Consider the following 20,289-nt stretch of genomic DNA (forward strand, 5'->3'; position numbering starts at 1 on the left):
GGCGCGAACACACAACAGCAACTCACGTGCTCCGGCGCGTTGTCAGCGGGAAGCTCCCACTCCGAATCACCTCGTCCGCGAGCCCGACCACCCGGTGACCTGCGTCGAGGCGGCGGGCCGCGGCGATGTGCTGCGCCGCGACCGACTCGAGGCCGCGTAGCCACCAGGCCAGCGCGCACAGCGCGACGATCGCGGCGCGATCGTCGCGGGGGACGAGCGGCGCGATGAACGCGAGAGTGTCGGAGGCGGCGACGACCCTGCCGAGTGCCGCCCGCGTTGGCGCGCGCGCCGCGTCGTCAGCGCGGGACATGTCGCCAGCGCGGGACGTGTCGTCGACGCGGGACTCGTCAGCGCGAGACGTGTCGGCGTGGTGCGCCGCGAACGCTGCGGCGGTGAGCTCGCCGAAGGCGCACGCCCAGCCGTCGTCGGTGCAGAGATCGATCACCAGCGAGGCGCACTCCGCGGGCGTGCGGTGTCCTGGCGCGAAGAGCGGTCCGAGGCGCTCGCGGAGGTGACGCTCACGCCGATCGTTGGCGGGCTGCGGCTCGTGCGCTGCGGAGAACGACCCGAAGCTCGGGTGGGCGCGCTTACTTCGCTCGCGCGTGAGGGCCCGGGCAAAGGCGGCGCGCTCGGACCTCGGCACGCGACGCAGCCTGCCGAGATCCGCGAGCGTTGGCGGCGACGAGGTCGGCGCCGCCGCGCTGGCGTCGATGATGCTGAGCGGGTAGCCGTCCGGCGGCGCAGCGAGGTCAAGGTAACTCGCCCAGCCGTCGGGCGCGAGGCAGCACAGCTCTCGCGGGGAGATGCCTGCCCGTTCGAGGCCCGCGTCAAGCCGCCCGGCGAGCCGGCGCCACGGGATCTCGCCGGCATCGGCGAAGCTCAGCGCGCTCGAGACCACGATGGCGGGCCGGCTCGTCCCGTGCCGCTGCTGGGCATGCGCGACCCAGCCGATGAGCTCCGCGATGTACGCGTCGAGTGTCGTCGGGGCCTCGTCGTCGGGCAGATCGACGCGCATGGCGCCGTGGGCGCGGGAACCGGAGAACAGCACGATAAACAGGCTGTCGGGCGCGGTGAACCCAACGAGCCTGGGCAGCGCCGCGAGAAAGTCGGCGGTGGTTTCGCACCGGATGACCGGTGGCGACGTGGGCTCCGCGTGCGGAGCGAGGGTGGGATCTGAGTGCGTATGGGAGATCTGAGGCTGGTGCATGCATTGAGCATGCGGGGTGGGGGAAACCGATCCTGACCTATCCACAGGGAATGCGGGCTCGCGAGCGCCGATCCTGACTGTGGACGGCGCAGGCACCCGCGCGCGCAGCGGCTCGCCCCGGCGCGCGCCGCGTCACCGGGGCGGGCCGTATCACCCGCTACTTCTGTGCGTCGACCTGCACGAGGTCGGCCTCGAGGGCGACCCACGCGAGCATCGCGCATTTCACGCGCATGACGAACTTCGAGACGCCCTGCAGCGCGACCGCGTCGCCAAGCAGCTCCTCGTCAGGCTCGCCCTCGGTCTTCCCGTGAATCATCTCGCGGAACGCGGCGATCCGCTCGCGCGCGGTCTCACCGTCGAGCGTCTCGTCGCGAACGATCTGCGACAGGATCGACGCCGAGGCCATCGAAATGGAGCACCCCTGACCCTCCCACGCGAGCGACGTGATCTCGCCGCTCTCGGGGTCCACCGCGATCGCGAGATCGATCTCGTCGCCGCAGCTCGGATTGAACTCGTGATGAGTGGCCGTCAGCGAGCCCTCGTCGGCGGCGAGCTCGCCCTTACCGATGGGACGCCGCGAATGATCCAGAATGACCTCTTGATACAGTCCGTCGAGAGCGCTCACGCGGACACCTCCAATCCAAAGTACTGTTGTGCGCCGCGAAAGGCGTCGATAAAGCGATCCACCTCGTCCTCGGTGGTTGTCGCGTGCACGCTCGCCCGCGTCGAGGACGCCATTCCAAGCGCGCGGTGCAGCGGCTGCGCGCAGTGGTGGCCGACGCGCACGAGCACGCCCTGCTCGTCGAGGAACTGGCCGACGTCGTGGGCGTGGAGTCCCTCGACCGAGACCGCGGTGAGCGCGACGCGCTGCGCCGTGTCCGCGGGGCCGAGCAGCCGGACCCCGGGGAGCTCCGAAACGCCAGCGACAAGGCGCTCGACGAGCTCGTGCTCGCGCGCGGCGACGCGATCCATGCCGATCTCCGTGAGGAACTCGGCGGCCGCCCCGAGCCCGACGACCTGCGAGACGGGCTGCGTGCCCGCCTCGAACCGCAGTGGGGGCGGCATGAAGTCGGCGCTCTCCATCGTGACGCGCGTGATCGCTGAGCCGCCGGTCCGTGACGCGGGCAGCGCGGCGAGCAGTTCGGGCTTGCCGTAGAGCACACCGATGCCGTTCGGGCCGAGCATCTTGTGGCCTGAGAACGCGGCGAAGTCGACGCCGAGCTCAGCGAAGTTCACCGGGATGTGCGGCACCGACTGGCACGCGTCGACAACCGTGACCGCGCCGACGGCGTGCGCGAGCTCGACGAGCTCGGCGACCGGCGCGACATAGCCCGTGACGTTCGAGACGTGGGCGAACGCGAACACCCGCGTCCGCTCGGTGAGCGCCTCACGGGCGTCGTCCAGGGTCCAGGTTCCGTCCTCGCGCACCGGAATGAAGCGGAGCGTCGCGCCCGTCTTCTTCGCGAGCCGCTGCCACGGGATGAGGTTCGCGTGATGCTCGGCCTCGGTGATGAGGATCTCGTCGCCAGCACCCAGCTCGTAGCGCTCCGAGCCCGCAACGCCGTTGCCCGAGTTCGCCTCGCCCATGCCGAGCGCGACGAGGTTCAGCGCATCGGTCGCGTTCTCGGCCCAGACGATCTGTTCCGGCGCCGCCGCGCCAACGAACGCGGCGATGAGCGCACGCGCGCCCTCGAACGCGCCCGTGGCCGCGCCGACCGCGCCGCTCGTGCCGCGGTGAACCGCGGCATTCGAATGCTCGAGAAAGTTCCGTTCGGCGTCGAGCACGGCGAGCGGCCGTTGCGAGGTTGCAGCCGAATCAAGGTATGCGGGGGCGAGCTGCGGGGCGGCGCCCGCCGCGGCCCGCTCGTCAATCGCCGCGAAGTAGGGGAATGCGGCGCGGAGGCCTGCAACTTCACCCGGGGACAGAGACGCATGCATAGCCTCCATTCTTCCACTTTCGGACCCGTCGCGGCTGGGGAAGCGGGGCGACGGCCTACGCTGCGAGCGAAGCGCGCGGCGTCGGGGGCCGCGCCCGCAGCCCGCGCCCGCAGCCCGCGCTCAGCGTGGCGCATCCCCTATGATCAGAGGCGTGATCGGCGATGTGATCTATGAGGCGCTGCAGCTCGCGGGGATCCTGGCATTCGCGCTGTCAGGCGCCCTCGTCGGAGTGCGCCGTAACCTCGACATTCTCGGAGTCATCGTTGTCGGGGCCGCAACGGGCACTGGCGGCGGCATCCTGCGCGACATGCTCCTCGGCGTGCACCCGCCCGTCTCGTTCTTGCACTGGCCGAACCTCGCGGTCGCGATTGCCGGCTCCCTCGTCATGTTCTTCGTGCACCCGGGCCTGACCCGCATCCGCTACTTCGAGGTCGTGTTCGACGCGTTCGGCCTCGGCTTGTTCTCTGCGAACGGGGCTGCCCTCGCCTTTTCGACGGGGCAGACGCCCATCACGGCCGTGCTTGTCGGCACGATCGCCGCGATCGGGGGTGGCGTGATCCGCGACGTGCTCGTGAACACGGTGCCGGGCGTGCTCACGCGGGAACTGTACGCGGTGTCTGCGCTCGCCGGCGCCGCGATCGCGGTCACGGTTGGAGCGTTCGGTGGCGGCGTGATCGTCGGGTCGCTCGTTGGGGGTGCGGTCGCGATCACCCTGCGCCTCACCTCGTTCGCACGCGGCTGGCACCTGCCACGGCCGAAGTTCGCGCCCGAGCCGGTTCGCGGGACCCCAGAATCGCCCGAGCCGACCCCGGGAAGCGCGGGCGCATAGCGCCGATCAGGATCGCGGCAGCCGCTCCCGCCCGGGGCGGCTACCCGCCGGGCGCCTCCCCTCAGACGGGCGGCAGCCGGATACCGAAGCCGCGGTTAGACGTCGCGGCCTGTGCCTGACGGGGTCAGCAGCCAGTTCAGCGCACCCGCAACCGCGATGACGATGGCAGCGTAGAGCGGCAGCACGAGGGCCGTGTGCACGCCGACGTTCTCGGCGATCGACCCGCCGACCGCCGACGACAGCGACTGGCCAAGGATCACGCCCGAGCCGAGCATCGTCATCACGGTGGCGCTGCGACCCTCCGGGCTGCGCGCCGTCCCGAGGCTATACAGCGTCACGAGAAGCGGGCCGATCCCGATACCGGTGATCGCGAGGCCCACCGCGATCTGCGTCGCGGACGACGCGGATGCGAGCAGCGCCTCGCCGGCGAGCACGAACACCGCGAACACGAGCCAGCGGTAGCGCAGCGTGAACCTCGGCGGGAACAGCGAGACTGAGATCGCGAGCAGCGCCGAGCCGATGCCCATGATCCCGTAGAAGAGCCCGGCCGCCTCGGGCTGGCCCTGCGCCTTCATGAATGCGGTGAGCGCCGTGAGCGTGCTGCCGAACACCAGGCCGACGCCGGTGATGCCTGCAACGACGACGAGGAGCGACGGGCGCGCGAGCTCGGACGCCGGGGCGAGTGTCTCGGCGCGCTCAGCGGCGGACTTCGCCGGCGCACTCGTGTGGTGCAGCGCGAACGCGATGATGAAGAGGAGCGTCAGCGCCGCGGCCGCGAGGATCGGGGTGCGTGGCCCGAAGAACGTGGCGAGGATCCCGACGATGACCGGGCCGAAGACGAAGACGACCTCGTCGGCCGCGGACTCGTACGCGAGCACCTGCGACATCACCTTGGGGCGGCGCTCGGTCGGCAGGAAGTTTTGGATGATGAGCACGAGCCGGGAGCGTGACATCGGCGAGGTCTGCGGGCTCGTGGCACCGACGGCGAACGCGATCGCGAGCATCGCCCAGTCGGGGGCTGACGAGTAGGCGATGAAGGCGAGCCCGACGAGCGCCGCGCTGTGCGTCACGGCGGCGATGAGGAGCGCGACTCGCTGCCCGTAGCGATCGGCCGCGGCGCCGATGAACGGGCCGACGATCGCCGAACCGATGCCGACGACTGCAGAGGAGAGTCCTCCGAGCTGGAGCGAGTCGCGGGCGGAGACGACGAGCGTGAGCACGCCGACAACCATCATCGCGAACGGGAGGCGCGCGACGAGTGCGAGCGGGAAGTAGGCGACACCGGTGCGCTCGAAGAGCGTGGGCGAAGGTTTCGAATCGTGCATAGCCGACCAAGCCTATCCGAGCCGGTGCGCGGGCGCACCTGTCGGGTCGCGCCGGCGGTGTGGTGCCCGCCCGCGTCGGCAGCATGCTGCGAGCCCGTAGCATTGAGGCATGATCCTTCTCGCGGCGACCCCGATTGGCAACCTAGGCGACGCGTCGGTGCGACTGCGCGAGACGCTCGCGAACGCGACGGTCATCGCGGCGGAGGACACGAGGCACACGGCGCAACTGCTCAGGCTGCTCGAGATCGACGCGCGCCCTGAGCTCGTCGCGCTGCACGACCACAACGAGCACGACCGGGCAGCGAGCCTCGTCGAGCGCGCCAAGCACGAAGACATTGTGCTCGTCAGTGACGCTGGCATGCCGACGGTGTCCGATCCTGGTTTCCGGGTCGTGCAGCTCGCGGCCGAGGCCGGCGTGCAGGTGAGCGCGATCCCGGGCCCGTCGGCGGTGATCACGGCGCTCGCCGTCTCCGGGCTGCCGACGGATCGGTTCGCGTTCGAGGGGTTTCTCCCGCGCAAGGCTGGCGAGCGCGGGCGGCTGCTGCGTGATCTCGCGGGCGAGCGCCGCACGCTCGTGTTCTTCGAGTCGCCCTCCCGGCTCGCGACGTCGCTCGCCGATCTCGCCGACGCGTTTGGCGCGGATCGGCCGGCGGCCGTGTGCCGCGAGCTGACGAAGCTGTACGAAGAGGTGAAGCGCGGCGGGCTCGCGGAACTCACCGAGTGGGCGAAGGCCGGGGTGCGCGGCGAGATCGTCGTCGTTGTCGGGGGAGCCACGGCGGCTGCCACATCGCCGGAAGACGCGCTGGCGGAGGTGCTCGAGCGCGTCGCGGCGGGGGATCGGTTGAAGGACGTGACCCGTGAGGTCGCGGAGGCCTCCGGGCTGTCGAGCAAGGAGCTGTACGCGGCTGCGCTGGCGGCGAAGCGCGGGTAGGGGCGGGCCACCCGCGTTCGCGCCGAACCCGTCGGCCGGGCCTCCCGCGTTCGCGCAGTAACCATGGGATCTGCAATACGAATGCACTGGTCCAGCGGTGCGGGGATATCTCCCGCAGATCGCATATCCTCGGGCTGCTCGGTGATCGACTCCGGCGTGCTCACAGCTAGAAAGCGGCGCGATAGCGCACACTTGAAGTACATTTAACCCGTCTGATCCCATCGACGAGAACAGGATCCCCGTGAAACTCTCCCGCCTCTTTATTCCGACCGCCATCGTTGGCGCGCTGCTGCTCTCGGGCTGTTCGACAGGTAGCGACACTGTCATTAGCAAGGACGCGAGCGGTGAGGCCTGCGCCCCGGCCGGCGCCGCGAGCAAGTCGGTGAAGGTGACGGGTGACGTTGGCGGCGAGATCACGCTCACCTCGAAGACCCCGATCGAGGCCGGCGACAAGATCGAGCGCACGGTGCTCAAGAACGGCGAGGCGAAGCCGTTCGCCGAGGGCCAGGTTGCGACCGGGAACTACACGATCTTCAACGGCAAGACCGGCGAGGTCATCAACGTCGCGCCCGACATGAAGTTCCCGAACGAGGCTGACCAGTTCGCAGACGCGAAGTGGGCCTACGAGGCTGTTCGCTGCGGGTCGGTCGGGCAGCGCACCGTCATCGTGTCGTCGGTCGCCGACGCGCTTGGCGACGTGGATCCCGCGGAGCGGGGCTTCACCGGCCTCTCGAAGACCGACGCGTTCGTCTTCGTGTTCGACTTCACTGAGGCTGCCGAGGTCTGCGACGATCCGAAGCCGCGCGACGAGAAGTACCCCGAGGTCGACATGGGCGACGGCAAGACCGAGCCGACGATCACGATTCCGAGCTGCATGGAGGCGCCCGCCGAGCTTGAGCTTAAGGTCCTCGAGGAGGGCGACGGCCCCGTCGTCGCCGACAACGAGAAGATCATGACGAACTACGTCGGCGTCGACTGGAACGGCGCGGAGCGCTTCGACGGCAACTGGAGCGAGACCGGGATCGAGTTCTCGACCGCCGAGGGCGCACTCGTCGAGGGCTTCCGGCAGGCGATGATCGGCCAGAAGGTTGGCTCCACGATCCTCGTCACGATGCCCTCGGAGATGGGCTACAACGACGGCATGACCCGCACCTTCGTGCTGCAGCTGGTCTCGAAGGTCGAATAACCTAGCCGGCCCTGAATAGCGGGTCGCAAGTCGCAACCCACAGCGCGCCTCAGGCAGAATAGTCTGCATGAGGCGCGTTGTGATTTTGGGGTCCACCGGTTCGATCGGCGAGCAGGCGCTCGACGTCATCAGTCGCCATCCCGACAAGTTTGAGGTCGTCGCGCTCGGAACCGGGCGCAACGCCGAACGGCTCGCCGAGCAGGCAACGGAGTTTGGCGTCGAGCACACGGGGCTTGGCGTGGACGCGGCCGTGCAGCTCGCGCGCGACGTCGACGCCGACGTCGTGCTCAACGGCATCACGGGCTCCGTTGGCCTTGCGCCGACGATCGCCGCGCTTGAGGCGGGGCGGACGCTCGCGCTCGCGAACAAGGAGTCGCTCATCGTCGGCGGCGACCTGGTGAAGCGGCTCGCGAAGCCCGGCCAGATCGTGCCCGTCGACTCCGAGCACTCGGCCATCGCGCAGGCGCTCCGCTCTGGCACCCACGAGGAGGTGCGTCGGCTCGTGCTCACCGCATCAGGTGGGCCGTTCCGCGGTCGCACTCGCGACGAGTTGCACGGCGTCACGCCGCAGCAGGCGCTCGCGCACCCGACGTGGGACATGGGCAGGGTCATCACGACGAACTCCGCGACGCTCGTGAACAAGGGGCTCGAGGTCATCGAGGCGCACCTCTTGTTCGACGTTCCCTACGACCAGATTGACATCGTCGTGCACCCACAGTCGATCGTGCATTCGATGGTGGAATTCATCGACGGATCGACGATCGCCCAGGCGTCGCCGCCCGACATGCGGCTGCCGATCGCGCTCGGCCTCGGGTGGCCGGACCGGCTCTCGAACATCGGGGTCCCGCTCGATTGGACGAAGGCGGCAACCTGGGAATTTGAGCCGGTCGACAACGACGCGTTCCCGGCGCTGAACCTCGCGAAACAGGTGGGGGCTGCGAAGGGCACCTTCCCCGCAGTGTTCAACGCCGCAAACGAGGAGGCCGTCGACGCGTTCCACGACGGGAAAATCTCTTTCACGGGTATCGTCGATGCGGTGCGCGAGGTCGTCGACAGGCACGACGGGCCTGCGGAACTCACGCTGGAGAGCCTCGCCGAGGCCGAGCGCTGGGCGCGGGCCGAGGCGCATCGGGTGTTCGCCTGACGCGAGCCCGGAGCGCCGCCTAGCCCGCTGCACACTCCGGATACAGAGTCACCCCTATGCGGCCACCCTGGTTACTCATAGACTGAGTCGAGCTTGGGCACGGTCGCGCAGTCGCGGCCGTGCACGTTACTCGGGGGAGAGACATGCGAACGCGCGCGGGGAAGAGCCGAAACCACGGTCACCGGATCGACGGGAGCGTTCGCACTCGTGAATCGCGGCGCAGCCGGTCCCACGCACGGGCGTGGCGGTCGCTCTCGTTCGTGACCGCGGCTGTCCTCGCAGCGAGTGGGCTCACCGTCACCGGCGCGCTGTCCGCGCCCACACCGGCCAGCGCGGAGTCGCAGCCGACGAACACGCGAGTGATGTCGCCGCAGGTGTGGCACGTCTACGTGAAGGCCGGCGAGCAACTCCGCGTCGATTTCCGAAACCACTCGAACGTGGCCGGCAGCACCGCCGACAATCAGCGCGTACGAGTCATCTCCCCGGACGGGGCGGTGGCGAAGGACTGCACCGACCTCGCCGCAATGGGGAGCGTGTGCGAGTATCTCTCGCCGGCTCAGGCGGCTGACGGGGTCTGGGCGGTCGAAACCTACCGCGCCGACGGCAGCACCAAGCAGGCCCGGAACCGCTTGACCTGGACCATCGAACCCATCGCCGCCACCGGAACGCCCGTGCCAGGGCGCGTCTGGTCCGAGGGGTACCAGATGGAGGACATGGCGACGCTCCCCGAACTGAGCTTCTGGGTGCAAACCGAGTACGGCTACAGCTACCGCATGGACCTGCGCGGGTACCGCGGCGTGAACTCGGCCCTCTTCGCCAACGCCTTTGGCAACGTGGACGGTGCTTCCTGTGGATCCGTCTACCAGTCACTCGGGTTCCCGAACAACCCGTCTCCCCGCGGATACGCTCCGGTCAACGAGGTGCCGGGGTGTGCAGGCTACGAACCATACAAGCTCTTCTTCTCCGAACCGGCCGCCGACCTCCCCGCGCGAGTCGCACTCCCCGGGGGCGACACGACCTGGCTGATCGCCGACCAGGTGGAGCCAACCGTGTCTCGACTCGAGTTCGCGCGCAGCGATGCCCAGTTGGGTGCGAGGGCCGGCACCGTGAGCATCGCGGCGACGGAGTACGAGGGCAACGTGTCGTTGCTGATCGACACCGATGGCGACGGGACGTTCGATGGGCCCAGCGACCGGACGGAGACCGTCGCCCTCGTCGACCCTGGCAACAGTGGCGTGGCGAGCGCAGAGTACGCGTTCGACGGGCTCGACGCCCGCGGCGAGGTCATCCCTGATTCGACTCCGGTCGCGTTCCGCGTCGCGATCACGCGATATGCCGAGGTTCACTTCACGCTCTCCGACGTGGAGATTCTTGAGGGCGGCATCGAGATCACCCGGCTCAACGGGCCTGCGGCAGGCCGGGACAGGCTGTTCTGGAACGATACGCCGCTCACCGACGAAGCGTGGGATGGGCAGGCGAACCAAAAATGCGGATCGGTGCCGACGCCCCTGGAGACCGACGCCGCAAACGGCGTACCGAGCGCTGGCGGCGTGCACGGGTGGAACGCCGAGGGCTGCGACAACATCAACGGCAGCGCCGCATATCCCGGTGGCCCGTGGGGCAACAACCGGCACCTGGACCACTGGGCCTACGTCGACGTCGCGGACGACGACGCCGTGACGCGCACGATCGCGGTGCCGGGCGTCGAGATCACGAAGGCGGCCTCGGCGAGTTCTGAGCCGCTGGAGGCTGGCGGCACGGTCGACTACACCGTCACCGCGCGCGCGGTGCCGTACGCGCACGAGGCGGAGCTCTCGGAGCCGCAGACGCATTGGGGCGGGCGTGTGAGCGACGATCTCACTGGCGTGCTCGACGACGCGACGCTCACGGCCGGGCTCGACACGACGATTGGCGGGACCGCCCCCGCGTCGCCACTGCAGCCAGCGGACTGGCAGGCAGGCAGCGACACCCTCTGGACCTGGGCAGGCGACGGGGTGCCGCTCGCCGACGAGGTTGCAGTGACGTACGCTGCGACGCTGAACGCCTTCGAAGGGGGAGCCCCCACCGGAGACGGTCACGTGCTCAACGTCGCGTTCACCCACCCCGGACTTGAGGCGCCGCCCTTCCCCGAGGATTGCGTGGCGAAGAACAGCGAAACGTGTCAGACAACCGAGCAGCTCGTCGCTGCACTCCAGGCTGCGAAACAGGCCGATCCGATTCGAGAGACGCCGGTCACACCGGGGAGACACTCACCTACAGCCTCGAGTTCGTGAACGAGGGCACGGCCGTCGCCGAGATCGACGCGACGGATCACCTTGCTGGCCTCCTCGACGACGCTGGCGACGTGCGGATTCTCGACGTGGCCGTCACGCCCTCCAACCGCGTCGTGATGGCCGAGGTCGTCGGCGAGACGATCCGCGTGACCGGTGAGATCGAGCCCGGCGATACCGCGGTCGTCACCTATGAGGCCGTCGTCGCGGACGCCGGGGCCGGCGATGGCCCGCTCGAGAACTATCTCGTGCGCGGCGACGCCGAACCGCCCGCCGCCTGCGACGACGGCAACCTGCTCTGCACGGTCCATTTTGTTCCCCAGGTCGCGATTGAGAAGAGCTTCGACAGGCAGAGCTGGCGAGACCTTGACGGTTCAGGCACCGTGAGTATCGGTGATCAGCTCAGCTTCGGGTTCACGGTCACGAACACCGGACGAACGACGCTCAGCCCGGTCACCGTGACCGACCCGATGCTCGCCGAGGCTGGTGTCACGGTCGTTTGCGACGCGTCGCGCCTCGCGCCGGGCGCGCAGACGAGCTGCGCCCAGAACCGCGCCTATGTCGTCAGCGCTGACGATGTCGAAGCCGGCAAGATCGTGAACGTCGCGACCGCAACGGGCGGGCACGCCGGCCCGGCGGGCACGGTGCACGCCGAATCGAACACCGTCGAGGTGCCGATTGTGCCTGTCGAGTCCGGCCTCACGCTCGTGAAACGGCTCGACAAGTCCGTGCACCAGACGGGCGTCGAGGACGTGAACGGGAACGGCCTGCCAGACGAGGGCGATCTCGTGTGGTTCGCCTTCACGCTGGAAAACACGGGGGACACCATCGTCCGCGACCCGCGCATCGTCGACGAACTCCTCGATGAGGCTGGCATTGCGATCGAGTGTGGTGCCGACCTGATCGCTCCGGGGGCAACGCTCGACTGCGCTGCGGTCGCCGGGTACGCGATCACCGCGGCCGACGTCGAGAACGAACGCGTCGTGAACACGGCGAGCGCACTCGGGCAGGCCTCGACCGGAGCCGTGATCGCCCCAGACGCGACGATCACGGTGCCAGTGGTTGAGCCTGCGCCCGGGCTCGCGATCAAGAAATCCCTTAACTCAGCCAAGGGCGAGGGCGGAATCGAGGACCTCGATCTCAGCGGAACGAACAGTCCGGGCGATCTCGTCTGGTACGCGTTTGACGTGACGAACACGGGCAACGTTGCGGTCGCGGACCTGCGCGTTGTCGACGGGCTGCTGGCAGATGCGGGCATCACCGTGAGCTGTGAATCCGCAGACCTGGCGCCCGGTGCCGAGACCCGCTGCGTGGCAGACGCAGGGCTCGCGATGACGCCCGACGATGCCGCGAACGGCAAGCTCACGAACACCGCGACGGCGGCGGCGACGGCGCCTGGCGGCGACACCGTGGCCGCCAAAGAGTCGGTGCACGAGCTCCCCGTCGTTCCCGCACGCGTCTCGCTCGCGATCGACAAGGCGCTGAACGACGCGGAAGGTGCCGGAGGGATCACCGACAGCAACGGGAACGGGTTGATCGACGCGGGAGACCTCGTCTGGTACGCGTTCACCGTGTCGAACACGGGCGAGGTGCCGCTGTCGGCCGTGAGCATTAGCGACGCCAAGCTGCCTGGAGACGGCCAGATCACGTGTGCGGCGACGTCGCTGGCGCCTGGCGCAGAGACGAGCTGCGTCGCCACCGAGGGCGTCGCCATCACTGCGGAGGAGGCGACGTCAGGAGTTGCGACGAACACCGCGACGGCGAGCGCGGCCACGGCCGCTGGAGTCTCGGTCGAATCGCTGCCGTCGACCGTTGACGTGCCGACCGCGGTCGCCGAACCGAGCCTGTTCGCGCAGAAGCATCTCGCGGGATGGTCGGACCTCGACGGCAGCGGGACGCTGAGCCGCGGCGACACGTTGGACTACGAGTTCACCGTGTGGAACGACGGCAATACTCCTCTCAGCGCACTGTCAGTGGAAGACCACCTGCTTGCCGATGCCGGGATTGGCGTGACGTGCGCCGCGGTCGAGCTTGCCCCTGGCGCCCACATGACGTGTGCCGCCGACGCCGGGTACCCGGTCTCGGCGTCTGAGGCCGCGGCGGGGGAGGTCGTGAACACTGCGGTCGCGGTTGGCGCCGCTGGCGAGGCCGGCGAGATCCGCTCGCCCGAGACTGCCCTCGTGACACCGGTCGCCCCCGTGCACCCGGCGCTCGCGCTGATCAAACGGCTCAACACCGATGCGCCGGGCGGGGGCACCGAGGACGTGAACGGTGACGGGCTCGTGAACGCGGGCGACGCGATCTGGTACGCATTCGAGGTTGTGAACCAAGGGGATCTGCCGCTCACCGCCGTGGCGCTCGAGGACGCCCTGCTAACGGGGGCCGGCGTCGAAGTGTCCTGCGAGGTCGCCGATCCGCTGCTGCCGCATGCAGTCGCGAGGTGCACAGCTGACGCAGGCTACGAGGTGACCCTCGACGACGAAGCCGCTGGGCGGGTCCACAACACCGCGCGCGTCACCGGTGAGACGCTGCTCGGCGACGCGGTGGCGTCCCCGACGGCGGCGCACACCACGTGGCTCACGGTCGCGCGGCCGGGCATTGCGATCGAGAAGCGGCTCGACCGCACCGAGGATCTCGACAGCTCGGGCATGGTGACCGCCGGCGATCTTCTCTGGTACGGCTTCACCGTCACCAACATCGGAAACGTGCCGCTCAGCGCGGTGGCGGTCGACGATCCGCTCCTGGCGGAGGCCGGCGTTGACGTGACCTGCGCTGCCGGCGAGCTCGCGCCGGGGGCGACCGTTGAGTGCGCTGCGGTCGCGGGGTACGAGGTCCCGGGCGATGCGGTGGCGGATCGGCGCGTCGTGAACGTCGCAGCGGCAGCGGCAGCCTCGCCTGCGGGCGGCACCGAGAACAGCACACCATTCGAACTGGTGACCACCGTGTACCCCGCGGACGATGGCGAGGGTCCCGGTGGCCCGGGCGCGCCAGGCGGACCCGGCAGCCCTGGTGGCCCCGGGACGCCCGGCGGCCCCAGCGTGATCGGTGAGACGGGCGGGGTGGGGCCGCTCGGCGCGGCCGCCATCGCCGCCCTGCTGCTCGTGCTCGGCGCGCTGCTCGCCAGCAAGCGGCTCGCGCGTCAGCAACGTGGCTAATCTGGCCCGCCCTGTGGCAAAAGTCGCCCTGTCCCGTGAGTTCCGGCTCCGGGCAGGGTAGACTCTGCCCTAACAACTGAACACGCCGTGTAGGCATTGCGGGAGAGACCGGGTCAGCCCCGGCGCCGTAGGAGCAAACCCTCCCCGGGAAACTCTCAGGCCCCTGTACCGCAACGCGTAGGCAACTCTGAAAAGCAGCGGGCTTCCCGCTCACCGAAGGTGCAAGGGCGCAGTGGTGGTTTCACTCGCTCGAATCTCTCAGGTCACAGTACAGAGCGGGGAGGATCTTTACGTTGGTCGCGCCCGACCCCGATATTGGAGATCCTCTGTGACATCACCAGCACTGTCCGTACCCTTCGAGAACCGCCACATCGGCGTCACCTCCGACGCCGACCAGCGGGTCATGCTCGACGCGCTCGGGTTCGAGAGCCGCGCGGCCCTCGTTGACGCCGCCGTTCCGGCCGCGATCCGGAGCGCGCGCCCGCTCGACCTGCCCGACGCGCTGAGCGAGGAGGGGGTCCTCGCAGAACTTCGCGGCCTCGCCTCGCAGAACGTCGTGAAGACGCAGCTCATCGGGCAGGGCTTCTACGGCACGCACACGCCGCCGGTGATCCGCCGCAACGTGCTCGAGAGCCCCTCCTGGTACACGGCGTACACGCCCTACCAGCCCGAGATCTCGCAGGGCCGCCTCGAGGCGCTCCTGAATTTCCAGACCATGGTGTCTGATCTCACAGGCCTGCCCATCGCGAACGCGTCCATGCTTGACGAGGCCTCGTCCGCGGCGGAGGCCGTGCTGCTCATGCGCCGCGCGAACAAGTCGAAGGCCGACGCGAAGACTGTGGTCGACGCAAACCTCTTCCCGCAGACGATCGCCGTCATCACTGGCCGCGCTGAAGCGCTCGGCTTCGACGTTGAGGTCGCGGACCTCTCCACGGGCCTGCCCGACGGCGAGATCTCGGGCATCGTGCTGCAGCAGCCGGGCAACGACGGCGCGGTCGTCGACCACGCGGCGGTGATCCAGGCGGCGAAGGATCGCGGCGCGATGGTCACCATCGCGGCCGACCTCCTCGCGCTCACGCTCATCACCTCGCCGGGCGAGCAGGGCGCCGACATTGCGGTCGGCAACACTCAGCGGTTCGGCGTGCCGCTGTTCTTCGGGGGCCCGCACGCGGCGTTCCTCGCGGTGCGGGAGGGCCTCGAGCGCTCGCTCCCGGGTCGCCTCGTCGGCGTCTCGAAGGATCAGGAAGGCCGCACGGCCTACCGGTTGGCGCTCCAGACGCGCGAGCAGCACATCCGCCGCGAGAAGGCGACAAGCAACATCTGCACCGCGCAGGCGCTCCTCGCGATCACCGCGTCGATGTACGCCGTCTACCACGGCCCCGACGGGCTCAAGCGGATCGCCCAGCGCACGCACGCGCACGCTCGCGCGCTCGCCGCAGCCCTCGCGGGCGTCGGGGTGGAACTCGTGCGCGACTCGTTCTTTGACACCCTCTGGGCGCGGGTTCCGGGCCTCGCTTCGAAGATCGTCGCCGTCGCGGCTGACGCCGGGCTGAACCTTCGGCTCGTCGACGAAGACACCGTCGGTATCTCGCTCGACGAGACGACGACCGCGCAGACCGTTGCGGCCGTCGCCGAGGTCTTCGGCGCGACGGCCCCCGAGGCTGTCGAAGCGGGCGACTACGCCTTCTCGGCCGAGCTCACCCGCACGAGCGAGTACCTCACCCACCCGATCTTCCACGAGGTCCGCTCGGAGACGCAGATGCTGCGCTACCTCCGCCGCCTCGCCGACCGCGACCTCGCGCTCGACCGGACGATGATCCCGCTCGGCTCGTGCACGATGAAGCTCAACTCGACCGCCGAGATGGAATCGATCTCGTGGCCAGAGTTCGCGGGGATCCACCCGTACGTCCCCGCCGACCAGAGCGCGGGCTGGCGCGAGCTCATCGGCCGCCTCGAGAACTGGCTGCTTGAGATCACCGGCTACGCGGGCATCTCGCTACAGCCGAACGCCGGCTCGCAGGGCGAGTACGCGGGCCTCCTCGCGATCCGCAGCTACCACCTCGCGAACGGTGACGACGGCCGCGACGTCTGCCTCATCCCCGAATCCGCGCACGGCACGAACGCCGCGTCTGCGGTGCTCGCCGGCATGCGCGTCGTCATCGTGAAGAACACGCCGACGGGCGCGATCGACCTCGACGACCTCGACGCGAAGATCGAGCAGCACCAGGCGGCGCTGTCGGCCATCATGATCACCTACCCGTCGACCTACGGCGTCTACGACGCTGACGTGCGGGACGTCTGCGACCGCGTGCACGCGGCAGGCGGCCAGGTATACATCGATGGCGCGAACATGAACGCGCTCGTCGGCCTCGGCAAGCCGGGCGAGTTCGGGGGCGACGTCTCCCACCTGAACCTGCACAAGACGTTCGCGATCCCGCACGGCGGCGGCGGGCCCGGCGTCGGCCCGGTCGCGGTCGCCGAGCACCTGAAGCCGTTCCTGCCGGGCAACCCGGCCGCGGGCCTCGCGGCCGACGGGATCCAGACGACCGACGGGATCCCCGTCGCGGCGACCCTGTTCGGTTCCGCTGGCGTCCTGCCGATCTCGTTCGCGTACGTCGCGATGATGGGCGGCGAGGGGCTCACCCGCGCGACCGAGACCGCGCTGCTCTCGGCGAACTACATCGCCGCGCGCCTCCGCGAGCACTTCCCGGTGCTGTTCACCGGCGAGACCGGACTCGTCGCGCACGAGTGCATCCTCGACCTGCGCGAGCTCACCGCGAAGTCAGGCGTCACCGCCGAGGACGTGGCGAAGCGCCTCATCGACTTCGGCTTCCACGCGCCGACGCTCGCGTTTCCGGTTCCGGGCACGCTCATGGTCGAGCCCACCGAGTCCGAGGATCTCGGCGAGATCGAGCGGTTCATCGAGGCGATGATCCAGATCCGCGCCGAGATCGACGACGTCATCGCGGGCACCTACGCGATCGAGGCGTCGCCGCTGCGCGGCGCACCGCACCCCGCCGCCGTCGTCGTCTCCGACAGCTGGGACCGCGCGTACACCCGCGAGCAGGCCGCGTTCCCGAGCGAGCGCCTGCGCGTCGACAAGTACTTCCCGCCCGTCTCGCGCATTGATGGCGCGTTCGGCGACCGCAACCTTGTCTGCTCCTGCCCGCCCATCGAAGCCTACGAGGACTAATCATGACTGAGCACACGACCGAGCAGCCAAAGCACACGTCGCTGCACGCCGAGCACGAGAAGCTCGGCGCATCGTTCACCGACTTCGGCGGCTGGGATATGCCGCTGAAGTACGGCAGCGAACTCGCCGAGCACCGCGCCGTGCGGGAGGCCGCCGGCCTCTTCGACCTGTCGCATATGGGGGAGGTCTGGGTGTCGGGCGACGACGCCGCTGCGTTCCTGAACACCGCCCTCGTCGGCAACTTCGCAGTGACGGCCGTCGGGAAGGCGAAGTACTCACTCATCGTGAACGCCGACGGCGGCATCGTCGACGACCTCATCGTCTACCGCATCGCCGAGACGCGCTTCCTCGTCGTGCCGAACGCGGGCAACGCCCCGACGGTCGCGCGCCTCCTCACCGAGCGGGCCGAGGATTTCGCCGTCGAGGTCACCGACGCGTCGGCCGACACTGCCCTTATTGCCGTGCAGGGGCCGAACTCCGAGGCGATCGTGCGGGCCGTCGTCGCAACCGACGACGAGCGCGCCGCGGTCGCGGACCTCGCGTACTACGCGTGGACGGCGGTCACGGTCTCGGGCATCGACGTGCTGCTCGCGCGCACCGGGTACACCGGCGAGGACGGCTTCGAGCTGTACATCCCGGCCGATCGCGCGCCGGAGCTCTGGCAGCTGCTGCTCGCCGCGGGGGAGGGCCACGGCCTCACCCCGTGCGGCCTCGCCTCGCGTGACTCCCTGCGCCTCGAGGCAGGCATGCCCCTCTACGGCAACGAACTGAGCGTCGACACGACCCCGTTCGAGGCGAACCTCGGCGGCGTCGTCTCGTTCAAGAAGACCGAGAACTTCGTCGGACGCGCCGCGCTCGAGGCGGCGAAGGCTGCCGGGTCGCGCCGCGTACTCGTCGGGCTCAAGGGCCTCGGGCGCCGCGCTGGTCGCGGCGGCTACGCGGTGTTCACACCAGCATCCGAGGTTACCGACGAGGCGCCGCGCGAGATCGGCGTCATCACGAGCGGGCAGCCCAGCCCGACCCTCGGCTACCCGATCGCCCTCGCGAAGCTCGACGCGAGCTTCGCCGAGCCGGGCACGACCGTCGAGGTCGACCTGCGCGGCAAGCGCGAGCCGTTCGAGGTCGTCGCGCTCCCGTTCTACACGCGCAGCGCGTAGCCCCGGCCGTGCGGCAACGAACGCCGCACGGCACCACCGAGCACCCCCACACCACCCCACAGAAAGAACACGAGAACCCCATGAGCCAGGTACACGCAGGATTCCGCTACTCCGACGAGCACGAGTGGATCGACGATCAGAGCCCCGCAACCGTCGGCGTCAGCCAGGTCGCGGCCGACGCGCTCGGCGACGTCGTCTACATCGAGCTGCCCGAGGTCGGTGCGCAGCTCACCGCCGGCGAGGTCTGCGGTGAGATCGAGTCGACGAAGTCGGTCTCCGACCTCTACAGCCCGGTCACGGGCGAGGTCGTCGAGATCAACGACGCCGTCGTTACAGACCCCGCGCTCGTAAACAGCGACCCCTACGGCGCGGCGTGGCTGTTCCGCGTCGCCGTCACGGCGGAGGGCCCGCTGCTCTCGGCCGAGGAGTACGCCGCCGCGAACGACGCCACCGTCGCGTAACGCGACCCCATCACCCCACACCCCGAAAGGCAGGCCGCAGCGTGGCGATCAGCGTCTTCGATCTTTTTTCCGTCGGGATCGGGCCATCGAGCTCACACACCGTCGGACCGATGCGCGCCGGCCATGCGTTCGTGGCGGGTATCGCCGCACGCGGCCAGCTTGACGGGGTAGCCGGGCTGCGGGTGGACCTCTTCGGTTCGCTCGCGGCCACCGGCCACGGGCACGGCACCTTCACCGCGGTGCTGCTCGGGCTCGAGGGTTTCGACCCCGAGACCGTGCTGCCCAGCGAGGTTGAGTCGGCGCTCGCGCGGATCGAGGAGACCGGCGAGCTGAGGGTTGGCGCCGAGCTCGGCACCGCGGCCCTCGGGGCGGGGCCGGCGATCGTGCCGTTCGGCGTCGCCGACATGGTGCTGCGCCCGCTGACCGTGCTCGAAACGCACACGAACGGTATGCGGTTTGCAGCGCTCGACGCCGCGGGCGAGGTGCTCGACGAGCAGACCTACTACTCGGTCGGCGGCGGCTTCATCGTGCGCGACGGGGCGGAGGAGAAGATCCTCGACCGCCTGGCGGAGCAGCTCGCCGAGCAGCCCTACCCGTTCACCACTGCCGCCGAACTGCTCGTGCACAGCGAATCGAACGGGCTGAGCATCGCTGAGGTGATGCTCGCGAACGAGCTCGTGAGTCGCGACGAGGAGGCTGTCCGCGACGGACTCGCCCACATCTGGGATGTGATGGAGGCGTGCAAGAACTCCGCCCTCACCCGCACGGGCGTGCTGCCGGGCGGGCTGAACGTGCGCCGCCGCGCGCCAGAGTGGCACCGCAAGCTGAGCGAACAGGATCCTGATCGCGACCCCGTCTTCTGGCAGGAGTGGATTAACCTCGTTGCCCTCGCCGTGAACGAGGAGAACGCGTCTGGCGGCCGCGTCGTTACCGCGCCGACGAACGGCGCGGCCGGTATCATTCCCGCGGTGCTGTTCTACGCGACGCACTACGCGCCGGGCGCCGCGACCTGGAGCGCGGAAGAGAAGCAGCGCGTCGTCGTCGACTTCCTGCTCGCCGCGGCCGCCGTTGGCGTGCTGTTCAAAGAGCAGGCGTCGATCTCGGGCGCCGAGGTCGGTTGCCAGGGCGAGGTCGGTTCCGCATCGTCGATGGCGGCCGCGGGCCTCGCGCAGATCCTCGGCGGCACGCCGCAGCAGGTCGAGAACGCCGCGGAGATCGCGATGGAGCATAACCTCGGCCTCACGTGCGACCCGATCGGCGGGCTCGTGCAGATCCCGTGCATCGAGCGCAACGCGATCGCGGCGTCGAAGGCGATCAACGCCGCGAAGATGGCGCTCATGGGCGACGGTGAGCACCACGTCACGCTCGACGAGGTCATCATCACGATGCGCGAGACCGGTAAGGACATGAGCGACAAGTACAAGGAGACCGCGCGCGGCGGGCTCGCCGTGAACGTCATCGAGTGCTGAGAACTCGCCCCGCTGAGGGGCGAC

14 protein-coding genes and 1 riboswitch are annotated in these 20,289 nt (G+C 69.5%); of the genes, 10 read left to right on the top strand and 4 right to left on the bottom strand.

Annotated elements, in window-relative coordinates:
* Positions 1-22 precede the first annotated feature (22 nt).
* The 3 genes from BJ960_RS04645 to BJ960_RS04655 all read right to left on the bottom strand — a co-directional run bounded on the left by BJ960_RS04645 (position 23) and on the right by BJ960_RS04655 (position 3,154).
* Positions 23-1,207, bottom strand: a complete 1,185-nt coding sequence (locus BJ960_RS04645; protein WP_185986453.1) for a DUF4192 family protein — start codon at positions 1,205-1,207, stop codon at positions 23-25.
* Positions 1,208-1,364: 157 nt separating this feature from the next.
* Complete coding sequence (sufU, locus tag BJ960_RS04650; RefSeq protein ID WP_121078694.1) at positions 1,365-1,832, bottom strand: Fe-S cluster assembly sulfur transfer protein SufU; 468 nt, start codon at positions 1,830-1,832, stop codon at positions 1,365-1,367.
* Positions 1,829-3,154, bottom strand: a complete 1,326-nt coding sequence (locus BJ960_RS04655) for an aminotransferase class V-fold PLP-dependent enzyme (protein ID WP_185986454.1) — start codon at positions 3,152-3,154, stop codon at positions 1,829-1,831. Before BJ960_RS04655 ends, sufU begins: the two co-directional genes overlap by 4 nt.
* A gap of 142 nt (positions 3,155-3,296) precedes the next feature.
* Between BJ960_RS04655 and BJ960_RS04660 the strand changes: the two genes are divergently transcribed.
* The gene (locus BJ960_RS04660; protein ID WP_202229188.1) at positions 3,297-3,974 is read left to right on the top strand and encodes a trimeric intracellular cation channel family protein; all 678 of its coding nucleotides are present in this window, start codon (positions 3,297-3,299) and stop codon (positions 3,972-3,974) included.
* 95 nt (positions 3,975-4,069) lie between these two features.
* Here BJ960_RS04660 and BJ960_RS04665 read toward each other — a convergent pair whose 3' ends face one another.
* Positions 4,070-5,299 carry an MFS transporter gene (locus tag BJ960_RS04665; RefSeq protein ID WP_185986456.1) on the bottom strand — a complete coding sequence of 410 codons (1,230 nt, stop codon included), beginning with the start codon at positions 5,297-5,299 and terminating at the stop codon, positions 4,070-4,072.
* Between the two features lie 109 nt (positions 5,300-5,408).
* Here BJ960_RS04665 and rsmI point away from each other — a divergent pair, with 109 nt between their 5' ends.
* From rsmI to BJ960_RS04710, 9 genes are all read left to right on the top strand, one after another.
* A complete protein-coding gene (gene rsmI / locus BJ960_RS04670; protein ID WP_121078686.1) occupies positions 5,409-6,230 on the top strand; it encodes a 16S rRNA (cytidine(1402)-2'-O)-methyltransferase in 822 nt (273 codons plus the stop codon).
* Between the two features lie 241 nt (positions 6,231-6,471).
* Positions 6,472-7,416, top strand: coding sequence for an FKBP-type peptidyl-prolyl cis-trans isomerase (locus tag BJ960_RS17155; protein WP_185986457.1), 945 nt, complete (start codon positions 6,472-6,474; stop codon positions 7,414-7,416).
* 67 nt (positions 7,417-7,483) lie between these two features.
* Positions 7,484-8,560, top strand: coding sequence for a 1-deoxy-D-xylulose-5-phosphate reductoisomerase (dxr, locus tag BJ960_RS04680; protein WP_185986458.1), 1,077 nt, complete (start codon positions 7,484-7,486; stop codon positions 8,558-8,560).
* A 260-nt stretch (positions 8,561-8,820) separates the two neighbouring features.
* A complete protein-coding gene (locus BJ960_RS04685) occupies positions 8,821-10,833 on the top strand; it encodes a DUF7927 domain-containing protein (RefSeq protein ID WP_185986459.1) in 2,013 nt (670 codons plus the stop codon).
* The gene (locus BJ960_RS04690) at positions 10,830-13,985 is read left to right on the top strand and encodes a DUF7507 domain-containing protein (protein ID WP_185986460.1); all 3,156 of its coding nucleotides are present in this window, start codon (positions 10,830-10,832) and stop codon (positions 13,983-13,985) included. Before BJ960_RS04685 ends, BJ960_RS04690 begins: the two co-directional genes overlap by 4 nt.
* 89 nt (positions 13,986-14,074) lie before the next feature.
* A riboswitch (glycine riboswitch) is annotated at positions 14,075-14,166 on the top strand.
* 147 nt (positions 14,167-14,313) lie between these two features.
* Positions 14,314-17,178, top strand: a complete 2,865-nt coding sequence (gcvP, locus tag BJ960_RS04695) for an aminomethyl-transferring glycine dehydrogenase (protein WP_185986461.1) — start codon at positions 14,314-14,316, stop codon at positions 17,176-17,178.
* Positions 17,179-17,180: 2 nt separating this feature from the next.
* On the top strand, positions 17,181-18,335 hold the full coding sequence (gene gcvT, locus BJ960_RS04700) for a glycine cleavage system aminomethyltransferase GcvT (protein ID WP_185986462.1): 1,155 nt from the start codon (positions 17,181-17,183) through the stop codon (positions 18,333-18,335).
* Positions 18,336-18,415: 80 nt separating this feature from the next.
* Positions 18,416-18,796 (top strand): glycine cleavage system protein GcvH, encoded by a 381-nt coding sequence (gcvH, locus tag BJ960_RS04705; RefSeq protein WP_121078676.1) that lies wholly within the window; start codon positions 18,416-18,418, stop codon positions 18,794-18,796.
* A 41-nt stretch (positions 18,797-18,837) separates the two neighbouring features.
* Positions 18,838-20,265 (top strand): L-serine ammonia-lyase, encoded by a 1,428-nt coding sequence (locus BJ960_RS04710; protein WP_185986463.1) that lies wholly within the window; start codon positions 18,838-18,840, stop codon positions 20,263-20,265.
* Positions 20,266-20,289 lie beyond the last annotated feature (24 nt).

Origin of the sequence: Leucobacter aridicollis (genome assembly GCF_013409595.1) — a bacterium.
Classification (GTDB): domain Bacteria; phylum Actinomycetota; class Actinomycetes; order Actinomycetales; family Microbacteriaceae; genus Leucobacter; species Leucobacter aridicollis.